Below are 16,823 nucleotides of genomic sequence, written 5' to 3' on the forward strand. Positions count from 1 at the left end.
CCGGGCTCGTCCGGTGGTACGGCCGTCGAGGAACCCGCTACCCCGTACGACCTCGGAACGGAAATGTCCACGGGCCGCCAGGGCCGGGCCGACGTCAGCGGCACCTGCCACCCCTGGCCGGCGGAACCGTCCCGCCCGTCCCGGCGCCGGACGCCTCGTGGGCCGAGCCTGCCGTCATCGAACGCACCCGGGCCCAGGGACAAACCGAGCACGAGATGCGCGAGGCCATCAGCGCGGTCGACGCCTCCACCCGCCGAGACGCGGCCCCCGCGAGCGACGACAGACCGTCTCACGAGGCCCCCGTCGCGGGCCCCGACGTGTTGCAATCTCCCGCCACGGCCCGTACGGCGACGACGCCGGGGGAAGAGCGGAACGGCATCCGGCCATTTCGCCGGGCTTTGTAAGCCCTGACTTCGGCGACGACCTCGCCAGCGACATAACTGACAGGCCATCAGAACGAGCGTCACCGGAGCGTCAAGACACCCCGCCGACCGCAAGAGCTGGCTGGGGAGGCGCGTCCACCACCTCTGCACAGGCGGCGAAACAGCAGGTCAGCAACGTCGATGAGCACGCGCCATGTTCACCTTGTGCACTTCGGGAAACAGGTCGAGCACATCCGGCCACTCATGAGGAACTCGAGAAAATCGCAGTTCAGAGCCCCTTTGTGGCGGGCTCAAGGATCGCGACGCACTCGACATGGTGGGTCATCGGAAACAGATCGAACACCCGCAGCGTCCGCACCCGGTACCCCCCGTCCCGGAAGTACCCCAAGTCCCGGGCCAGTGCCGCCGGATCGCATGCCACGTACGCGACGCGCCGTGCTCCCAGGGACGCGAGATGCGCCACCGTCTTGCGGCCCGCCCCGGCCCGCGGAGGGTCGAGGACGATCAGGTCGACGTCGGTGATCCCGGTGCGCGGCAGAACCGTCTCCACCTTGCCCTGCTCGATGCGTACCCGGTCGAAGTCGGCCAGGTTGTGCCGGGCGTCCTCCACCGCGCGCTTGCCGGACTCGATGCCGAGGACCGCGCCCTGGTCGCCGAGGCGGTCGGCGAGCGCGCCCGCGAAGAGGCCGACTCCGCAGTACAGGTCGAGCGCCGTCTCGCCCTTGCGGGGCAGCAGGCCCTGCATGACGGCGGTCACCAGGGTGTCGGCAGCCTTCGGGTGGACCTGCCAGAAGCCACCGCTGCCGACGCGGTGCGTGCGGCCGTCCGCGCGCTCGCGGACGAAGGGCCGGCCGTGGACGCGGTGGACGCCGCCGTCCTTCTCCTCGACCCGCATCACCGACACCGGTCGGTCCAGTTCGACGATCGGAAGCCTCGCGCCGGGCCTCGGCGTCAGGATCACCTGCCGGTCCTGCGAACCGGTCGCCGCGATCGCCTCCACCGACGCCATGCCGGTCCAGTCGCGCTTCTCGATGCCCAGCTCGCTGACACCCTCGGCGGCGATCATGCAGTGGTCGATCGGCTCCACCTCGTGCGAGCGGTGCCGGCGCAGTCCGGCGTGGCCGTCGGCGTCGACGGCGTACTGCACCCGCGTGCGCCACTGCGGTACCTGGCCCGCGGGCAGCTTGTCCCCCTCGGCGGGCATCACCGTGCCGTCCCAGCCGACGTCCTCGGGCGTCAGTCCCGCGAGCCGCTGCAGCTGCTCGGCGACGACCTCGCCCTTCATCCGGCGCTGCGCCCCCGGCTTGGCGTGCTGCCAGTCGCAGCCGCCGCAGCGGCCGGGGCCGGCGAAGGGGCAGGGCGCCTCGATGCGGTCCTTGGAGGCCGTGAGGATCTCGACGGCGTCCGCGCGCAGGAAGCGGTCGCCTTCCTCGCCCTCCGTCACCCGGGCCACGACCCGCTCGCCCGGCAGTGTGTGCCGGACGAAGAGCACCTGGCCGGCGTCGGTGCGGGCGATGCAGTGCCCGCCGTGGGCGACGGGGCCGATCTCGACCTCGTACTCCTCGCCCACCAGCGACTTCTTCTGTTCTGCCTGCATGGTGGGGTGACTCCAGATCGAGAGGGTGACGGAACGGCCCTGAACAGGGGCCGTGAGGAGCCGGGCCGGGCCCGACAACAGCCCACCAGTCTACGTGCTCCCCGTCCGGCCCCGGCCCCGGTCAGCGCTGGGCGTCGGGCTCCTTGGCCCGTTCCTGAGCGGGCCCGCGCCGCACCGCGCCCGGCGCGTTCCACTCCTGCTGCTTGCGGGCACGGGCCTTGGCCACCTCGGAGGACTGCAGCTGGTACGGCACCGAGGTCACCATGATGCCCGGCGTGAACAGCAGCCGGCCCTTCAGGCGCAGCGCGCTCTGGTTGTGCAGCAGATGCTCGTACCAGTGGCCGACGACGTACTCGGGGATGATGACCGACACCGCGTCGCGCGGGGATTCCTTGCGCAGGCTCTTCACGTACTCGATGACCGGCCGCGTGATCTCGCGGTAGGGCGAGTCCAGCACCTTCAGCGGCACGTCGATGCCGCGCCGTTCCCATTCCGCGCGCAGCGCCTTGGTCTCCGCCGGGTCGACGTTGACGCTGAGCGCCTCCAGGGTGTCCGAGCGCAGCAGCTTGGCGTAGGCGAGGGCGCGCAGGGCGGGGCGGTGGATCTTGGAGACCAGGACGACGGAGTGCACCCGGGACGGCCGCACGATGTCGTCGCTCGGGCCCTCGGGGGCTGCGAGTTCCTCGGAGACGCGGTCGTAGTGGCGGCGGATCGCCGTCATCGTGCCGTAGAAGATCACCATGCCGAGCAGGGCCACCCAGGCGCCGTGCGTGAACTTGGTGACGAGCACGACGATCAGCACCAGGCCGGTGAAGAAGGCGCCGAAGGTGTTGATCGCGCGGGAGCGGATCATGTGGCGGCGCTTGGCCTGGTCGGTCTCGGTGCGCAGATGGCGGTTCCAGTGGCGGACCATGCCGATCTGGCTGAGCGTGAAGGACACGAACACGCCGACGATGTAGAGCTGGATCAGACGCGTGGAGTCCGCGCCGTAGATCCACACCAGCAGGATGGCCGCGCCCGCCAGGAGCACGATGCCGTTGGAGAAGGCGAGCCGGTCGCCGCGGGTGTGCAGCTGGCGCGGCAGATAGCGGTCCTGGGCGAGGATCGAGCCGAGCACCGGGAAGCCGTTGTAGGCGGTGTTCGCCGCGAGGAACAGCACCAGCGCGGTGGCCGCTGCGAGCACGATGAACAGGAAGCTGCCCTTGCCGAAGACCGCCTCGGCGACCTGGGTGATCACCGGGTTCTGGACGTAGTCCGCACCGACCGCGACGCCGTCCTTGAGCAGGTCGACGGCCGGGTTCTCGGCCATGCGGACCTTGGTCACCAGCGCGAGCACGATGATGCCGCAGAACATGGTGACGGCCAGCAGGCCCATCAGCGCGAGGGTGGTCGCGGCGTTCTTCGACTTGGGCTTGCGGAAGGCGGGGACGCCGTTGGAGATGGCCTCGACGCCGGTGAGCGCGGCACATCCGGAGGAGAAGGCGCGCAGCAGCAGGAAGACGAGCGCGAAGCCCGCAAGTCCCTCGTGCTCCGGCTTGATCTCGTACGACGCCGTGGGTGCCCGCATGGTGTCGTCCAGGACGAGGGTGCGGAACGCCCCCCAGGCGATCATCGTGAAGACGCCCGCGACGAAGACGTACGTCGGGATCGCGAAGAGGCTGCCGGACTCCCTGACCCCGCGCAGGTTCATCAGGGTCAGCAGCACGATCACGGCGACCGCGCACTCGACCTTGTGCTCGACCACGAAGGGGACCGCGGAACCGAGGTTCTCGATGCCGGAGGAGATGGAGACGGCGACGGTCAGGACGTAGTCGACGAGCAGGGCGCTGGCGACCGTGAGACCGGCCTTGGGACCGAGGTTGGTGGTGGCCACCTCGTAGTCGCCGCCGCCGCTGGGGTAGGCGTGCACGTTCTGCCGGTAGGAGGCGACGACGGTGAACATCAGCACGACGACCGCGAGCGCGATCCAGGGGCTGAAGTGGTAAGCCGACAAGCCCGCGATGGACAGGACCAGCAGCACCTCTCCGGGTGCGTATGCCACGGAGGACAGCGGGTCGGAGGCGAACACGGGCAGGGCGATGCGCTTCGGCAGGAGCGTTTCAGCCAGCCGATCACTGCGCAGCGCGCGCCCGATCAGAATCCGTTTGGGCACGTCGGTCAGTTTGGACACAACAGAGAATCGTAGGCCCCCTGCCTGGGGCGGAGCACATCCGGGTGAAATCTCGCGCGGCGCGGGGGTGAATTCACCGTCGCGCTCGCGCCGGGCGTCGGCCCGGGAGGCAGGCGCGTGCCTCCATGACCTGCGTCGGTTCGGCTCATCACATCCGGGAGACCTCATGTCGCACGCGACCGCCCAGCTCGTCGGTGCCCTCGTCGCGCTCGCCGGACTGGCCGCTCTGGCACTGGCCAGTGTCCGGAGCTTCAACCGCCGCTGAGAGGCGGGCCGATGGCGGCCCGCTCACCGCCGCGTCCACGGGGAGAGCACCGCCGTCTCGCGCCATCTCCCGCAGTCTCCCACCGTCTCCCGCCGTCTCCCGCCGTCTCCCACCGTCTCCCGCCGTCCGGCAGCCTGGGCCGCCTGCTCGATGTCGGCCCGCACAAGCCTGCGAAGCCTGCGAACGCGGCACCACGCCACACACGCCACCGTGGGGTTGCGGCCGACTCGAAGGTCGACGCCGCTGAAGACGGTGAACCCGCGACGCCCCGAGCACGTCGGCGCCGCCTCCGGCCGCCGACTCCGGCCGCCGCCATCGGCAGGTCACCGGCACGCCCGCGGCGCCTCGGTGGGCCCGCCCTCGGTCGCCGTGCCCGCAACCGCGATCCGGCCGGTACGGATGCCCCGTCAGGGCTGTCGGACCCTGACGTTACGGTGGACTGAGGCACATCCGAGCCCACGATCCGACCACGAGGGATCATCGAGGGGTTTCCCCGGCATGATGTTTCCCAGCGGTCCCGGATCGGGCCGCGAGTGTTGCCCGGCGAGCCGAGAGAAGGTTATGAGCACCACGTTCACGCAAGTCAGACGCCTAACGAGGAGTGCGGGGTAAGCGCCGTGCACATCGTCATCATGGGTTGCGGAAGGGTGGGCTCCGCTCTTGCCCAGACCCTGGAGCAACAGGGGCACACGGTCGCCGTGATCGACCAGGACCCCACCGCTTTCCGCCGGCTGGGCCCCGGATTCGGCGGCCGTCGGGTGACCGGGGTCGGCTTCGACCAGGACACCCTGCGCGAAGCGGGCATCGAGGAGGCGGGCGCCTTCGCCGCCGTCTCCAGCGGTGACAACTCCAACATCATCTCCGCGCGCGTCGCCCGCGAGATGTTCGGCGTGGAGAACGTCGCGGCCCGTATCTACGACCCCCGCCGCGCCGAGGTCTACCAGCGCCTGGGCATCCCCACCGTGGCCACGGTCCGCTGGACGGCCGACCAGATGCTGCGCCGTCTGCTGCCGTCCGGCGCCGAGCCGCTGTGGCGGGACCCCACCGGCGGCGTCCAGCTCGCCGAGGTGCACACGTCCCCGTCCTGGGTGGGTCACAGGATCAGCAGGTTGCAGGAGGAGACGGGCGTTCGCGTCGCGTTCCTGACCCGGCTGGGCGAGGCCATCCTGCCCTCGTCGCAGACGGTGCTGCAGGAGGGCGACCTGGTGCACGTGATGATGCGCACCGAGGAGATCGACAAGGTCGAGGCGGCGTTCGCCAAGGGTCCCGAAGAGGAGGGCGGTCACTGATGAGGGTCGCCATTGCCGGTGCTGGCGCGGTGGGCCGCTCCATCGCGGGCGAACTGCTGGAGAACGGCCACGAGGTCCTGCTCATCGACAAGGCGCCGACCGCCATCTCGGTCGAGCGCGTCCCGCAGGCGGAGTGGCTGCTGGCCGACGCCTGCGAGATCACGTCGCTGGACGAAGCGGCCCTGCAGCGCTGCAACGTGGTGATCGCCGCGACGGGAGACGACAAGGTCAACCTGGTCATCTCCCTCCTGGCGAAGACGGAGTACGGCGTTCCGCGCGTCGTGGCCCGAGTGAACAACCCCAAGAACGAGTGGTTGTTCAACGAGGCCTGGGGTGTGGACGTCGCGGTCTCCACCCCCCGTCTGATGTCGGCCCTGGTCGAGGAGGCGGTGAGCGTCGGCGACCTGGTCCGTCTGCTCCGCTTCAGCCACGGCGACGCCAACCTGGTCGAGCTGACCCTTCCGGAGGAGTCGGCCCTGGCCGGCACCCAGGTCGGCGACGTGGAGTGGCCGGAGGACACCTCCCTTGTCACCATCATCCGCGGCACCCGGGTACTGACCCCGTCCCGCGAGGACTCCCTCGAAGCTGGCGACGAGCTCCTCTTCGTCGCCGCCCAGGCGAGGGAGGAGCAGCTGGAGGACCTGCTGTCGGTGCGCCGCGAGGGCACCAGGGGCTGAGCCTTCACGGGCTGTGACGACGGAGGGCGCCCCCGAGTGTTCGGGGGCGCCCTCCGTCGTCGTAGGGTCCGTCAGCCTTCTCGGCGGTGCCGCCCGCCGGCGGCCTCCTGCTCCGAGGACGACTGCTCCTTGGACGACTGCTCCGCGGACGACGCCGCCTTGCGCTCCTCCTCGGCCTTCTCCGCCGCCTCCATCTCCGCGAACACGTCGATCGGGGCGGGCGCCTTCGCAAGGAACACCCACGTCAGCCACACGGCCAGCAGGAACGGCGGGATCTTCAGGGCGACCAGCACCCATCCCAGCTGCGTGGTGTCCGCCCACCAGTACAGCGGGAAGAGGATCGCGCACTTGGCGAGCAGGATCGCGCCCCAGGCGTAACTGGCTTTCGCGTAGGCCTTCTTGCGGCCGGGGTTGCGCGTGCGCCAGGAGAGGTTCTCCTTGAACACCGGCCCGAGGATCAGTCCGATCAGCGGTACGCCGCACAGGGTCGTGATGATGTACGCGAGTCCCAGCCCCAGCGTGTAGAGCATGCCGGGCAGGTAGAAGTCCTTCGCGTTGCCCGTCATCATCGCGAACACGACACCGAAGGCGACGCCGAAGACCCCGCTGAACGCGTGCTTGACGGTGTCCCGCATCGCCAGGCGCACCACCACGAGCACCAGGGACACCGCGAGCGCGGCGATCGCCGACAGGTGCAGGTCCTTGTTGATCGTGTAGATGGTGACGAAGAGCAGGCCGGGCAGCACCGTCTCGATCATGCCGCGCATGCCGCCGAAGGCCTCGAACAGCGCGGCCTCGGTCACCGCCCGGGCGTCGTGCTCGGCGTCTGCGGTGGTGTCTTCGGTCGGCTTGTCGAGCGACGTCACCGGCTACTCCCGTCCGAGGGGTCTCAGTTCGTATTTCGGGTTGAACAACACCCGGCGGCCCCGGCTCATGGCGATCCGGCCCGATGCGATCAGCCGGCGCCCCGGCTCTATCCCGACTATGGAGCGCCTGCCGAGCCACACCACGTCCAGCGCGCCGGAACCGTCGAACAGCTCGGCCTCCAGGGCCGGGACTCCCGCACGGGGCCGCAGCGTGACCGTGCGCAAGGTACCAGTAACCGTCACCACCTGTCGGTCATGGCAGTCACCGATCTTGATACAGCCGGCCGTCTCGGCGTCCTCACGCAGCTCCTCGGACTCCAGGTCCTCCTGCGACGAGGAGAGCCGGTCGAGCATGCGCCGGAACCGGCCCACCGACTTTTCGGAACGAGGAACAGCACTCATGTCTTGAAGCGTACCGGGGCCCGCCGACACCTTCGTACCCACCGTACCGACGCTCGAACCGACCCCTTTCGACCAGCCGGTTTCCCCCGGGAGCGCCCTGTAGCGGCCGTCTCCGACCGACGAGGGCGTCGCCTCCGCCCGGCCGGGGCCGATGCGGCGGCGGGGGCGCTTTCGCGCGGCCCTGACGCTCCCGCGCCGCCGTGCCCGGGGCTCAGCCGGGGTTGTCGCCGTGGGTGAGGGTCTCCCAGGCGACGAAGAGGTTGTTGCTGCCGGCCGGGCGGTTGCGGGCGTTGAGCGTCCCGGTGTTGGTCATGGCATGGCCGAGCCGGTTGGCCAGGGCGTTGTGCCCGACCTCGGTGACCGGACCGAGTCCGCGGTGCAGCGAGCCACCGCACAGCCAGCCGGGTACGGACGCCCCGAGCTCGTACCTGGCCTGGAACCCGAGCGCGTGCCGCAGCCGCTCGCCGACGTCGGTGCCGTACAGGTCCTGGCCCTGGATCCGGCTGGTCTCCGCGATGTGCGAGATGGCGGAGATGCCGTATCCGGTGTGGGTGAGGTCGCGGCAGGTCTCCTGGGTGAGGCCGGTGACGAAGGTGGACTGTCCCTGCCAGTACCTGACGATCTTGTCGCGGGTGTCGAGGTTCTGGCTCGGCACGGTCCTGGGCACCTCGCCGTCGGAGGACAGGTAGACGTAGGCGGCGGTGCGGGTGCGGAACTTCGCCATGGCCCTGTCGTACGACGCCCTGTCCTCCAGGAGGACGGAGATGCCGACGGCGGCCTCCATCATCGACAGTTCCCAGTTCCCGTTGGAGTTCGAGCCGTTGATGATCTCGGGCAGGTACACGGTGCGCAGCATCGTGGCGAACCGGCCGGAGTTCGCCCAGCCCCCCGGGTACGTGTGCTTGATGATCTCGGCGGCCCTGGGCCAGGAGGAGCCGGCCCAGCCGGTCTGCAGGGGCGCGTTGCTGTTGGTGTGGTCCCTGATCACCGCGGACCAGGCGTCCATCAGCTCGATGGCCTTCCTCGCGTGCCGCTCGTCGCGGGTGACGTACCAGGCGAGGGCCTGGGTGTAGGCGGCGATCGCGTCCTCGCGTTCGTCGGTGCAGCCGTGGTCGGGGTTCGAGTACGAGCCGCACTCGACGACCGCGCGGGGCTTGGGGGTGCGGTTCAGATCGGCGTACTTGCTCGCCATCATCCGATCGAAGGCGCCCTTCCAGGGTTGGGCGTCGGCGTCGACCTTGGCGCGGGTGAAGTCCAACTGCCCCTGGGAGACGGTGACTCCGGGGTGGACGAAGGCGGCGGGAGCGGCGTCGGCGGGCCGGGCGAGTGCGCCGGCGACGAGGGCGGCCGCGGCGGCGAGGAGCGCTGTTCTGCGCATACGTGGGGGGCCTTTCGTTCATGTATGTGAACGTGGAGCGCCTTCATGAACAGACGCCTCGGCCGGAGACGGTAGGTACAGACCAATACGCCGTCAAGGGCCCGCGCACGAGAAAGGGCCGCACCCCCTACGGGATGCGGCCCTGGTGTCTCTACGGTGCTCAGCGCACCTCGGTGATCTCCGGCCCGCGCTGGAGCTGGCCCATGCCACCGGAGAAGCGCGAACCGGCCTCCTCCTGCTGAACGCCCTCGGGGACCATCTGGGCGTCGTTCGGCAGCTTCAGGACGATCGGGTCGCGGGGCGCCATCGGGCCGTCACCACGGACCACGACGGTGTCCCGGAAGATCTGCTCCAGCAGACCGGCCGCCTGCGGCTGCACCGCGCCCTGCCCCGAGATCACACCGCGCAGGAACCAGCGGGGGCCGTCCACGCCGACGAACCGCACGACCTGGAAGCCGCCCGTGCCGTCCGGCAGCTGCACCGGCACCTGGGCCCGCAGCTCCCAGCCGAGCGGGCCCTCGACCTCGTCGATGATGCCACCCTGCTGGGTGATGCCGGAGCCGATCTCCTCGCGCACCTCGCCCCAGATGCCCTCGCGCTTGGGAGCGGCGAAGGCCTGCAACTGGATGGCGCTGTCGCGCAGCACGACGGTCGCCGCGACGATCGCGTCACCCGCAACCTCGACGCGCAGCTCCATGCCGTCGACGCCCGGCACGAACAGGCCGCCCAGGTCCACCCGTCCCTCGCCGGGGTCGCGCACCTCGGAGCTGTCCCAGGGCCCGTCGGGCCGCGGTTCCGGCTCGAGCCTCACGCGCTCGCGCGTGCCGTCGTCGTCCGCCTCAGTGTCGATGTCGACGACCTGCTCGGGCTCGCCGGCCGCGTCCTCGGCGGCACCCTTCTTCTTGCGACGTCCGAACACGTCACTGTCCTTCCCGGTCGGATACGACCGAAGCGTATCGATTCCCACCCGCCCGGCCGCCGGCGGCGGCCTGACCGCTTGTGCTGCTTGTACCGCCCACCGCGGCATGGCCCCCGGTGGACCCGAAGCCCCCCTCGGCCCGCGCCGAGCCGGGAAGCTCCGCGACCTCCTGGAAGCGGACCCTCTCGACCTGCTGGACGACCAGTTGGGCGATCCGGTCGAAGCGCTCGAACCGCACTGTCTCGTGCGGGTCGAGATTCACCACGATCACCTTGATCTCCCCACGGTACCCGGCATCAACCGTCCCCGGGGCATTCACGAGAGCGACACCGAGGCGGGCGGCGAGACCGGAGCGCGGGTGCACGAAGGCCGCGTACCCCTCCGGCAGTGCCACAGACACCCCCGTCGGCAGCACGGCCCGCTCCCCCGGCTTGAGTTCACGGCTCTGAGTGGTGCGCAGATCGGCTCCGGCGTCACCGGGATGCGCGTACGCCGGAAGCGGTACGTCCGGGTCGACGCGCCGGATCAGCACGTCCAGGGGTTCACGGCTCACGGGTTCACCTCGAAGGCACGGGCACGCCGGACCTGGTCCGGGTCGTTCATGGCGGCCCGGATCTCCTCCGGACGGCCGTTGTCGATGAAGTGGTCGACCTTGACCTCGATGAAGAGGGCGTCGGCGCGGACGGCCACGGGCCCGTCGGGACCGCCGATCCGCCCGATGGCGGTCGAGTAGATCTTGCGGCCCGCCACCGCCGTCACCTCCGCCTCCAGGTGCAGCACCGTGCCCACCGGCACCGGCCGCACGAAGTCGGTCTCCAGCCGTCCGGTCACGGCGATCGTCCGCAGCAGCCAGTTGAGCGATCCGAGGGCCTCGTCGAGTGCGGTCGCCAGCACACCACCGTGGGCGAGCCCCGGAGCCCCCTGATGGGCGGGCTGCACGGTGAACTCGGCGGTGATCCGGACGCCTTCCCCGGCCCGCGCCTCCAGGTGCAGCCCGTGGGCCTGCTCCCCGCCGCAGCCGAAGCACTCGCCGTAGTGCGCGCCGAGAAGCTCCCCGGGTGCGGGAGCGTCGGGGTGACGGGTCGGTTTCACGGCGTCGACCGGCGGCTTGAGCGCTGCTGAAGTACCACTCACAGCCGCAGACCTTACCCGCGCGTCGGCAGCTGTCGGACACCGTGCCAAGCTTGGCTCCATGCAGCTCTCCGCCGCCCCCTACGAAGAACGTCTCACCGCCCCCCGCTCGTGGTGGCTGATCTCGTTCCTGGTCGGGGTCTCCCTCGCCCTGATCGTCCTGCCGTTCGGCACTCTCCCCATGCTCACCGCCCTGGTCGGCGGCACCGCGGCGGCGGCCGTCATGGCCAGCTCCTACGGCTCGGTCCGCATCCGCGTGGTGGGTGACTCACTGATCGCGGGCGAGGCGAGGATTCCGCTGCGGGCGCTGGGCGAGACGCACGTCCTGGACGCGGAGGAGGCCCGCGCCTGGCGCACCTACAAGGCCGACACCCGGGCGTTCCTGCTGCTGCGCGCCTACATCCCCGGGGCCCTGCGCGTGGAGGTCTCGGACCCCGAGGACCCGACCCCCTACCTGTACCTGTCGACCCGGGAGCCGGAGCGCCTGGCGGAGGCGATCAGGGCGGCGAAGGCCTCGGCCTAGCACACCCGAGCGGGCCGATACCGGCCCCCTGTTCCGCCGGCCGCGACGACTTCGCCGCGCGCCGAAAGCCTCGGTCACCGAAGAAACACGCGCAGCTCTCCGGGCGCCCCACGGTCCCTCCCGCGCCCCTCCGGCGGCCCGGCGCCGCGAGCTCAGCCGCGCCCGAGCCTCTTGCGCCCGCGCCACTTCACGACGTCCTCGATCTCCAGGGCGTCCGCCGGCCGCTCCAGCGGCTGCTGCGGCGGCAGTTCCTCCCACGGCACCTGCATCTTGCGCAGATCCGCACGGATCCGGGCGGCGAGCTTCTTCGTGTCCCTGCGGTTCATGAGCGCACCCACCGCGGCGCCCACCATGAAGGGCATGAGGTTCGGCAGGTTGCGCACCATGCGCTTCATGATCTGCTGACGCAGCTCGCGCTTCATCTGCCCGCCGAGAGCTGCGTTCAACGTCGCGGGCTTCATGGGGTCGATGCCGCGCTCCTCCGACCACGAGGACAGATACGCGGCACTGCGGTCCTTGAGACCGCCGGGCGGGCGTACGCCGTACACCTCGTGCAGCTCGGCGATCAGTTTCAGTTCGATCGCGGCCACCCCTGTGATCTCGGCGGCCAGCTCGGCCGGCATCGCGGGCGGCACCGGCAGCATCGCCGCAGCACCGACTCCCGCGCCGACGGTCGAGCTCGCGTTCGCGGCGCCCGCGACGAGCTTGTCCGCGATCTGCTCGGGCCCGAGACCCGGGAACTGCCGGCGAAGCGTCGCGAGGTCCCGTACGGGGATCCGCGGGGCGTTCTCGATGATCCGGTCAGCGAGGTACCCGAGACCCGCCCGAGCGCGGCTGCCGCCCTTACGGACCCCTTCCTGCGCCTTCTGCCGGATCGCCGCGACCCTTCGCCGGGCGACCGGTACCGGAACCGCCGCCTGGTCCGGGAGGTCGGCCCGGCCGGACGCCGGTTCGAGCGAGGCTCCCGTACCGGCTGAGCCCCGCTCGTCGTCACGCACGCCGTGGGGGCCCTCCGACGGCCCCTGGTCCGCTCCCCTGAACGAGAAGCGGCGCTTCCGAGAAGGGGTCGAGCCTGTCATGCCCGACCCGCTCTCAGTCGCAGTCGCGGCAGATCGGCTGACCGTTCTTCTCCCGGGCCAGCTGGCTGCGGTGGTGCACCAGGAAGCAGCTCATGCACGTGAACTCGTCCTGCTGCTTCGGCAGCACCCGGACGGCCAGCTCCTCATTGGAGAGGTCGGCTCCGGGCAGCTCCAGGCCCTCGGCGGCCTCGAACTCGTCGACGTCCACAGCGGAGGTCGACTTGTCGTTCCGCCTGGCCTTCAGCTCTTCAAGGCTGTCCGAGTCGACGTCGTCGTCGGTCTTGCGTGGGGTGTCGTAATCCGTTGCCATGTCGCTCTCCCCCTCTGGGTGTCTGCGGTGTCTCCAGCGCACGTAACGCGTGAGAGGCCGGACTTGTGCCCGACCCGAGGCGGAGATTTTGCCTCACATCAAGGTCTGTTACTCAATCGACACCCAACCGGACCCCTCAAGAGTGATCGGCTTGGATGGCGAACGGGACCGTACACGGTCCTAATGCCGCAGTTCAAAGGCGTCTCACCGTGTACTTCCCGTGATCAAGACCCCCGAAAACCCGGATTTTCCCGGCTTTCCGACAGGTTGCATGATCACGGAGAGTAGATGGCCGGAAATTCGCCCTTGTGATCGATCACACATGGAACTGCTCGACGAGTGCCCAGAAAATTCCGCGCAAAGCGAACATCCCCACGTCGCGGCAGGTATTCGGCGCACATGATCTCAGATCGGCAGCGCCACACGCATCACGAGCCCTCCCCCTTCCCGGGGCTGCGCCGAGATGTGCCCGCCGTGCGCCCGGGCGACGGACCGCACGATCGACAGCCCGAGGCCGACTCCCTTGTCGCTGCCCGTGCGCTCCGTGCGCAGCCTTCTGAAGGGCTCGAAGAGGTTGTCGATCTCGTACGCCGGCACCACCGGTCCGGTGTTCGACACGACCAGCACCGCCTGCCCGTGCTGGGCCTCGGTGGTGACCTCGACCCAACCGCCCTCCGCGATGTTGTACCGGACCGCGTTCTGCACCAGGTTCAGCGCGATCCGCTCCAGCAGCACGCCGTTGCCCTGGACGACCACGGGTTTGCGCGCGCCCCGGATCACCACACCCTTGGCCTCGGCCTCGGCATGCACCTGGTCGACGACCTGCTCGGCCACCTCGGCGAGGTCGACCGGTTTGCGCTCGACGATCTGGTTGTCGCTGCGGGCGAGCAGCAGCAGGCCCTCGACGAGCTGCTCGCTGCGCTCGTTGGTGGCCAGCAGCGTCTTGCCGAGCTGCTGGAGCTCCATGGGCGCGTTCGGATCAGACAGATGCACTTCGAGGAGCGTGCGGTTGATCGCGAGCGGGGTGCGCAGTTCGTGCGACGCGTTGCCGACGAAGCGCTGCTGGGCGGTGAAGGCCCGTTGCAGCCGCTCCAGCATCTCGTCGAAGGTGTCCGCCAGTTCCTTGAGTTCGTCGTCCGGGCCGTCCAGCTCGATACGGCGGGACAGGTCCGAGCCCGCCACCGCGCGGGCGGTGCGGGTGATCCGGCCGAGCGGCGACAGCACGCGGCCGGCCATGGCATAGCCGAAGGCGAACGCGATGACGGCAAGGCCCAGGAGAGCCAGGAGGGAGCGGCTGAGGAGATGGTCCAGCGCGATCCCGCGCTGGTGATCGATACAGGCGCTCATGGCCTCGTTGAACTGCGCGAGTGTCAGGCCGTCCGCGCCGTTGACCACGGGACAGTCGCCGTTGGCGATCTTGAGCTCGTCGGTCGCGCTCAAGATCTTGAACGGCGGCTGGTTGCCCGTGCGGATGGCCTGGGCGGCCAGCAGGTAGATGATCGACAGCAGCAGGATGCCGGCGATCAGGAACATGCCGCCGTACAGCAGCGTGAGCCTTATGCGGATGGTGGGGCGCAGCCACGGAAACGGGGGCTCTACCCTGCGGGGATCCCAGGTGGGCTTGGGCGGCGCCTGAGGAGGCGCGGGAGTCGTTGCCATGGTCGATCAGATCCGGTAGCCCGAGCCGGGCACGGTGACGATCACCGGCGGTTCGCCCAGCTTGCGGCGCAGCGTCATGACGGTGACCCGCACGACGTTGGTGAACGGGTCGGTGTTCTCGTCCCAGGCCTTCTCCAGCAGCTGCTCGGCCGAGACGACCGCGCCCTCGCTGCGCATGAGGACCTCCAGGACGGCGAACTCCTTGGGCGCCAGCTGCACCTCCTTGCCGTCGCGGAAGACCTCGCGGCGGTTGGGGTCCAGCTTGATGCCTGCGCGCTCCAGGACGGGTGGCAGCGGCACGCTCGTACGGCGGCCGAGGGCGCGCACGCGCGCCGTCAGCTCGCTGAAGGCGAAGGGCTTGGGGAGGTAGTCGTCGGCGCCGATCTCCAGCCCCTCGACGCGGTCGCTGACGTCGCCGGACGCCGTGAGCATCAGTACGCGCGTGGGCATGCCGAGTTCGACGATCTTGCGGCAGACGTCGTCGCCGTGCACGAGCGGGAGGTCGCGGTCGAGGACGACCACGTCGTAGTCGTTGACGCCGATGCGCTCCAGGGCGGCCGCACCGTCGTACACGACGTCGACGGCCATGGCCTCCCGGCGCAGTCCGGTGGCCACCGCATCGGCGAGCAGTTGCTCGTCCTCGACGACGAGTACGCGCACGTCGCTTGTCCTTCCTGTGTCCACCCGCGTAGCGCTTGATCTTCCGCGCGCGGGCAGGGTCCTGGTTGGGTTCTGGCCTCCATCCTGCCCTTTTCCGTCATAAGTCGGCGGTAAGAGGGGTGTGCGGACCATGGACGACGGCTGTGGGGCGCGGGGATGCGAATTTTTCTCGTCCGGTTGAGGTTTCCGCGGAACGGCGCGAGGGGAGGACGGCATGTACACCCCGCGATCACGCTCTGCTTGTGCCGCACCACCATCCGGTACGCAGCGATCCGCTTCCCGCAGGGCGGGCGTGGGTGTCCGGCACCGTCGCCGCCCGGCAGGGCAGCGCTGGGCACCTACCGGAGACGTGATCGCCCCTTCCGAACGGCACACCCCCGTGCCACCGACCCACGACCCAGGACGAGGGGGCGCAGCATGGACGCATTCACCGCAGGACTTCTGCAGCGCATAAAGGCGACCGAGTCCGACCTGACGCGGGCTCGTGACGAGGGCGACGACTTCCTCGTCGAGGTCGAGCAGGGCGAGCTCGACGACCTGCGCCGCCTCGCCGCCGAGCACGGTGTGGAAGTCGGCGCGTCTAGCGTCTGACCAGCACGGCAGCACAGAGCGGGCCCCGGTGATCCAGCACCGGGGCCCGTTCGCGCGTCCGGGGTGCCGCAAGGCGGCCTCGCCGCGCACCCGCGCACCCGGTCAGTCGTGCCAGGCCCCGAAGTCCTCCAGGAGCCGCTGGAGGGGTTCGAAGACCTCCGGTGTGGCCGCGACCGTCAGATCACGTGACGGACGCTCTCCGGGCCGCCCACCCGTCACCGCGCCCGCTTCCCGCGCGATGAGGTCCCCCGCGGCGAGGTCCCACGGGTGCAGCCCCCGCTCGTAGTAGCCGTCGAGCCGCCCCGCCGCGAGGTCGCAGAGGTCGATCGCGGCCGAGCCGCCGCGCCGGATGTCCCGCAGGAGGGGGATCAGCCGCTGGGCGACGTCGGCCTGGTGGGTGCGGACCTCGGTGACGTAGTTGAAGCCGGTCGAGACCAGCGCCTGGTCCAGCGGAGTGGCCGGCCGACAGCGCAGCCTGCGCTCCCCGGCCCACGCGCCCCTGGCCCACGCACCCCGGCCCCGGACCGCGTGGAACGTCTCGCCCCGCATCGGGGCCGCCACCACCCCGACGAGCGTCTCCCCGTGCTGCTCGGCGGCGATGGAAACGGCCCAAGTGGGCAGCCCGTAGAGGTAGTTGACCGTGCCGTCCAGGGGGTCGATCACCCAGCGGACGCCGCTCGTGCCGTCCGTCGAGGCGCCCTCCTCGCCGAGGAAGCCGTCGTCCGGGCGGTACTCGGAGATCAGGCCGGTGATCAGCTTCTCCGCCGCGATGTCCATCTCGGTGACCACGTCGATCGGGCTCGACTTGGTCGCGGCGACCGCGAGGTCGGCGGGGCGGCCGTCCCGCAGCAGCTCGCCCGCGCGGCGGGCGGCCTCCTGGGCCAGGGCGAGCAGGTCCGAATGCTGGGCGTCGGTCACGTGGCT

General features: G+C 70.3%; 17 protein-coding genes and 1 pseudogene. 5 read left to right on the top strand and 13 right to left on the bottom strand.

Going from position 1 to position 16,823, the window contains the following annotated elements; translation table 11 throughout:
* Positions 1-45 precede the first annotated feature (45 nt).
* Positions 46-170: pseudogene (locus ACFYNL_RS34160) on the top strand (sugar hydrolase); the annotation flags it as partial.
* A 481-nt stretch (positions 171-651) separates the two neighbouring features.
* Here ACFYNL_RS34160 and ACFYNL_RS34165 read toward each other — a convergent pair.
* Both ACFYNL_RS34165 and ACFYNL_RS34170 read right to left on the bottom strand, forming a co-directional pair.
* A complete protein-coding gene (locus ACFYNL_RS34165; RefSeq protein WP_388810535.1) occupies positions 652-1,980 on the bottom strand; it encodes a class I SAM-dependent RNA methyltransferase in 1,329 nt (442 codons plus the stop codon).
* A 121-nt stretch (positions 1,981-2,101) separates the two neighbouring features.
* Positions 2,102-4,150 (bottom strand): APC family permease, encoded by a 2,049-nt coding sequence (locus ACFYNL_RS34170; RefSeq protein WP_388810538.1) that lies wholly within the window; start codon positions 4,148-4,150, stop codon positions 2,102-2,104.
* A gap of 882 nt (positions 4,151-5,032) precedes the next feature.
* On the opposite strand from ACFYNL_RS34170, the gene ACFYNL_RS34175 reads away from it, so the two are divergent.
* Positions 5,033-5,704, top strand: coding sequence for a potassium channel family protein (locus ACFYNL_RS34175; RefSeq protein WP_388810540.1), 672 nt, complete (start codon positions 5,033-5,035; stop codon positions 5,702-5,704).
* A complete protein-coding gene (locus tag ACFYNL_RS34180) occupies positions 5,704-6,381 on the top strand; it encodes a potassium channel family protein (RefSeq protein ID WP_388810543.1) in 678 nt (225 codons plus the stop codon). The genes ACFYNL_RS34175 and ACFYNL_RS34180 overlap by 1 nt, the downstream gene beginning before the upstream one ends.
* Positions 6,382-6,452: 71 nt before the next feature.
* On the opposite strand, the gene ACFYNL_RS34185 is transcribed toward ACFYNL_RS34180, so the two are convergent.
* The 6 genes from ACFYNL_RS34185 to ACFYNL_RS34210 all read right to left on the bottom strand — a co-directional run bounded on the left by ACFYNL_RS34185 (position 6,453) and on the right by ACFYNL_RS34210 (position 11,080).
* Positions 6,453-7,247 carry a DUF3159 domain-containing protein gene (locus ACFYNL_RS34185; RefSeq protein ID WP_388810546.1) on the bottom strand — a complete coding sequence of 265 codons (795 nt, stop codon included), beginning with the start codon at positions 7,245-7,247 and terminating at the stop codon, positions 6,453-6,455.
* Positions 7,248-7,250: 3 nt separating this feature from the next.
* Positions 7,251-7,649 carry an OB-fold nucleic acid binding domain-containing protein gene (locus ACFYNL_RS34190; protein ID WP_388810548.1) on the bottom strand — a complete coding sequence of 133 codons (399 nt, stop codon included), beginning with the start codon at positions 7,647-7,649 and terminating at the stop codon, positions 7,251-7,253.
* A 211-nt stretch (positions 7,650-7,860) separates the two neighbouring features.
* Positions 7,861-9,027 (bottom strand): alginate lyase family protein, encoded by a 1,167-nt coding sequence (locus ACFYNL_RS34195; RefSeq protein WP_388810551.1) that lies wholly within the window; start codon positions 9,025-9,027, stop codon positions 7,861-7,863.
* Between the two features lie 160 nt (positions 9,028-9,187).
* Positions 9,188-9,946, bottom strand: coding sequence for a DUF3710 domain-containing protein (locus ACFYNL_RS34200; protein ID WP_388810552.1), 759 nt, complete (start codon positions 9,944-9,946; stop codon positions 9,188-9,190).
* Between the two features lies 1 nt (position 9,947).
* Complete coding sequence (dut, locus tag ACFYNL_RS34205; protein ID WP_388810555.1) at positions 9,948-10,499, bottom strand: dUTP diphosphatase; 552 nt, start codon at positions 10,497-10,499, stop codon at positions 9,948-9,950.
* A complete protein-coding gene (locus tag ACFYNL_RS34210) occupies positions 10,496-11,080 on the bottom strand; it encodes a PaaI family thioesterase (protein ID WP_388810558.1) in 585 nt (194 codons plus the stop codon). The genes dut and ACFYNL_RS34210 overlap by 4 nt, the downstream gene beginning before the upstream one ends.
* 58 nt (positions 11,081-11,138) lie before the next feature.
* On the opposite strand from ACFYNL_RS34210, the gene ACFYNL_RS34215 reads away from it, so the two are divergent.
* Positions 11,139-11,600: a DUF3093 domain-containing protein gene (locus tag ACFYNL_RS34215; RefSeq protein WP_388810560.1), complete on the top strand. Its 462-nt coding sequence runs from the start codon at positions 11,139-11,141 to the stop codon at positions 11,598-11,600.
* Between the two features lie 152 nt (positions 11,601-11,752).
* Here the strand turns inward: ACFYNL_RS34215 and ACFYNL_RS34220 are convergent, their stop codons facing one another.
* From ACFYNL_RS34220 to ACFYNL_RS34235, 4 genes are all read right to left on the bottom strand, one after another.
* Positions 11,753-12,679, bottom strand: coding sequence for a hypothetical protein (locus ACFYNL_RS34220; protein ID WP_388810562.1), 927 nt, complete (start codon positions 12,677-12,679; stop codon positions 11,753-11,755).
* A gap of 13 nt (positions 12,680-12,692) precedes the next feature.
* Positions 12,693-12,989 carry a DUF4193 domain-containing protein gene (locus ACFYNL_RS34225; RefSeq protein ID WP_005481602.1) on the bottom strand — a complete coding sequence of 99 codons (297 nt, stop codon included), beginning with the start codon at positions 12,987-12,989 and terminating at the stop codon, positions 12,693-12,695.
* 405 nt (positions 12,990-13,394) lie between these two features.
* On the bottom strand, positions 13,395-14,648 hold the full coding sequence (locus ACFYNL_RS34230) for a sensor histidine kinase (RefSeq protein ID WP_388810564.1): 1,254 nt from the start codon (positions 14,646-14,648) through the stop codon (positions 13,395-13,397).
* Between the two features lie 6 nt (positions 14,649-14,654).
* A complete protein-coding gene (locus ACFYNL_RS34235) occupies positions 14,655-15,308 on the bottom strand; it encodes a response regulator transcription factor (protein ID WP_007385219.1) in 654 nt (217 codons plus the stop codon).
* Positions 15,309-15,725: 417 nt separating this feature from the next.
* Between ACFYNL_RS34235 and ACFYNL_RS34240 the strand changes: the two genes are divergently transcribed.
* Positions 15,726-15,899, top strand: a complete 174-nt coding sequence (locus ACFYNL_RS34240) for a hypothetical protein (protein ID WP_167348321.1) — start codon at positions 15,726-15,728, stop codon at positions 15,897-15,899.
* A gap of 102 nt (positions 15,900-16,001) precedes the next feature.
* Here ACFYNL_RS34240 and ACFYNL_RS34245 read toward each other — a convergent pair whose 3' ends face one another.
* Entirely contained in the window at positions 16,002-16,817 is an 816-nt protein-coding gene (locus tag ACFYNL_RS34245) for an inositol monophosphatase family protein (protein ID WP_388810567.1), read from the bottom strand.
* Positions 16,818-16,823: the final 6 nt, after the last annotated feature.

It is taken from the genome of Streptomyces sp. NPDC007808, assembly GCF_042868655.1.
Taxonomy (GTDB): Bacteria; Actinomycetota; Actinomycetes; order Streptomycetales; family Streptomycetaceae; genus Streptomyces.